General features: G+C 58.0%; 2 protein-coding genes. Both read right to left on the bottom strand.

Going from position 1 to position 3,003, the window contains the following annotated elements; translation table 11 throughout:
- Positions 1 to 95: 95 nt before the first annotated feature.
- Positions 96 to 1,874 (bottom strand): ABC transporter substrate-binding protein, encoded by a 1,779-nt coding sequence (locus tag NW834_RS04490; protein WP_414419570.1) that lies wholly within the window; start codon positions 1,872 to 1,874, stop codon positions 96 to 98.
- A 273-nt stretch (positions 1,875 to 2,147) separates the two neighbouring features.
- Positions 2,148 to 2,621: a 2-C-methyl-D-erythritol 2,4-cyclodiphosphate synthase gene (gene ispF / locus NW834_RS04485; RefSeq protein WP_414419571.1), complete on the bottom strand. Its 474-nt coding sequence runs from the start codon at positions 2,619 to 2,621 to the stop codon at positions 2,148 to 2,150.
- Positions 2,622 to 3,003: the final 382 nt, after the last annotated feature.

The following is a 3,003-nucleotide window of genomic DNA, read 5'->3' as shown; positions in this document are numbered from 1 at the left end:
AACTAAGTTTCACCTGCCAAATGTGGCGATAGGGACACAACTCAACAGTTCAGACAGCCTCTCCCTATCCCACATCACCCACATCATCAGAAGTTCTACTCTTGAATGTAGAGCTGATCCAAATTCCACAATGGCCCCAGAATGGGTCGGGGATCCACCCCTTGAATGCGGTTGCGCAGGGCTGAGAGAACCAGGGGGTTAAAAGTGCCAATTTGGGGCAGCTGTTCCTGGATGATGATTTGAAACCGGTCGTAGAGGGCCTTGCGCTTTTCAAAGTCTAGCTCCCGCACCCCTTCGATAAAGATGCGGTCGATCTCCCGTTCCCAATCGCTCACCTCAACCCCTTCTGCCGGGTTGCCGGGCAAATCTCCCAGATTAAAGAGGTGCAAACGGCCGTCGCTGCGCCAGATGTTGGAGCCGTTGTTGGGCTCGGTGCCGCCGCCACCAAAGCCCAGCAGCAGGGTTTCCCAGTCGCGGCTATCGGTGCGCTGCACCAGGGTGTTGAAGGCGATGGGGGTAAAATCAACGGTGATGCCGATCCGCTCCAGATCAGCTTTGATCAACGCGCCAGTGGCCTCCCGCTGATTGTTGCCGGCGTTGGTGAGCAAGGTGAAACGGATACGGTTGCCCTCGGAATCCCGCAGGTGGCCCTCAGCATCGTAGGTGTATCCGGCATCGAGGAGCAGTTGCCGCGCTTTTTCAGGGTTGTAGTCGTAGGTGGGCAAGCCCTCTTCAGGGCTGAGGTAGAAGGGGCTGGCGGGGGAGAAGACCGAGTGCTGGATCTGGCCCAACCCTTGCAGGACGCTATCGACGTAAAACTGCCGGTTCATGGCGTGGGCCACCGCCCGGCGGAAGTTCAAATCGTTAAACCAGCGGCTTTTGACGGGATCCACAAAAGGCCGCCCGGTCTGGGGGTTACGGGCGCGGCTGAGGTTGAAGGCAAAGAAACTGTTGTTCAATGTCTGGCCGAGATTGTAGATGGTGAACTGATCCCGTTCTTCTTCCCGCTTCAAGAGCTGAAAATCTCTCCCCCGCACCGAAAACACGTCGGTCTCGCCGGAGCGAAACTGCAGCAGCGCGGTGTCCTCTGAGTCCACAATGCGCAGGATTACCCGTTCAATGCGCGGGATCCCTTCCCCTTTCCAGTAGTAGGGGTTGGGCCGGTACACCAGCCGCTGGCCGGGGGTGTATTCCTGCAAGATATAGGGGCCGGCCCCCACCAACTCCTGCACCGGCGTGTCGATACCCCAGGTTTGCAAGAAAAGGGGGTTGCCCCGGCTGTCCAACTGCTCGACAGTGGGCTCGAGGATGTGCTTGGGCAAAATAGGGGATCCGGCCTGCAGCAGAAAGGGAGCGAAGGGCTCCGGCAAAACGAACTCAATCCGCCGCTCGTCCAGCGCCCGCACCTGAGGCAATGCTCCGGCTTCTCCAATTCGCTTCACATCCCGCGCAGAAGTCGGGATCCGCTCGTTGAAGATGATGCGGTTAAAGGTAAAGTCCACATCTGCTGCTGTCAGAGGCTCTCCATCCGACCAGCGCAGCCCCTCCCGCAAGGTAAAGACATACCGCAAGCCGTCCTCAGACACTTCCCAGCCTTCCGCCAGCTCCGGTTTGGGCAAGAGGGTATCCTCATCCAAGGTGACCAAGCCCGCCTCCAGGTAGGCGATGGCGTCGCGGCTGGAGCTTTCGGCGGCCAAATAGGTGTTGAAGGTTTTGGGATCTGAAGTCACTGTGGCGATCAAATGGGGCGGGCGGGCAGGGGCAGCACAGGCACCAAGCCAGAGCAGGAGGATCCCCAAGAGTAGAGGGACAAAAAGGCTTCTCTTGAGCTGGTCTGTTGAGGTGCTGTTTTGGCCCACCATTTCCTTTGCCAAGTTGTCGTTCCAAGCAGGTTTGAGACGGCCCGTTGCTGTCCTGTGCTGGAGGCGCAAGCGCTCCACACCACTAAGGCCCTCACCCCCAGCCCTTCTCCTAGAGGAGTAGCCCCCCTCCCGGCCCCTTTCCCAGGGGGAAAGTTGGGGATCCAGGTAATGGGTGGTTTGACTGCGACTTGGGCAGATTCTGCGTTTTTGAGGGAGCGATTGCTTGCCAGTTTGGCAGCTCAGGCAGTGGGGTGACCAGGTTCTTTTCAGACTCTGCTGGGAAGGTTAGCACTCCAGCAACAGGGCTACGGCGAAGGCAGCAATGGCCTCTCCCTGGCCGACGGGGCCCAGCTTTTCGTTAGTAGTAGCCTTGACCCCCACTTGCTTAGGGGAGATCTGCATTGCCTCGGCTAGACGGGCTTGCATGGCGGGGATGTGAGGTTTGAGCTTCGGCTGCTCCGCCACCACCACACTGTCCACATTGACAATTCGCCAGCCTTCTTGGCTCACCAGTTGCACTACTTGCTGCAATAGAAGGATGCTATCGGCCCCTTTCCAGCGTTCTTCTTCCGGGGGAAAGTAAAAGCCAATATCCCGCAGGGCTGCTGCCCCCAGGAGAGCATCCATGATGGCGTGGGTGAGGACATCGGCGTCGCTATGGCCCAATAGCCCCTTTTCGTAAGGGATCCGGATCCCGCCCAGGATCAGGGGGCGCCCCTCGACGAGGCGGTGGATGTCGTAGCCCTGGCCAATGCGCACTTTTCCGGCTCCCTTGGGAAAACCATCGAGACCCTTGTCGACCATCGCCCCCTCCGAGGAGCTAGGGGGATGGGAGTCGAGTAACCGACAAGCAGCTTTTGAGAACGCCTCTTTCTATTCTGCCGGCTCCAGAGGGGAATAGCAGATGGGACAAGACGAACCACTGTAGCAGTCGAAGCAGATGAGGTGAGACTTCCCGTAGGGATTGGCGCAGCGCTTGGCCCACTGATAATCGCTGTAGCTAAGATCTTTTCCGCAAACGTCACATCTGGCCATCCCGCTTTCTTCTCCTCAAGCTTCCGAATTAGGTTGTGTTGATCTTTCATTTGAGCCAAAAGAGAGCACTGACGAGATAGAGAAAACTCAAGAAGTTCCTGGCCAA

Source organism: Synechococcus sp. R60.1 (assembly GCF_047461835.1).
Classification (GTDB): domain Bacteria; phylum Cyanobacteriota; class Cyanobacteriia; order Thermostichales; family Thermostichaceae; genus Thermostichus.
Note: the sequence above shows the minus strand (reverse complement) of the source record. Positions and strands in the feature narration are given on the sequence as shown.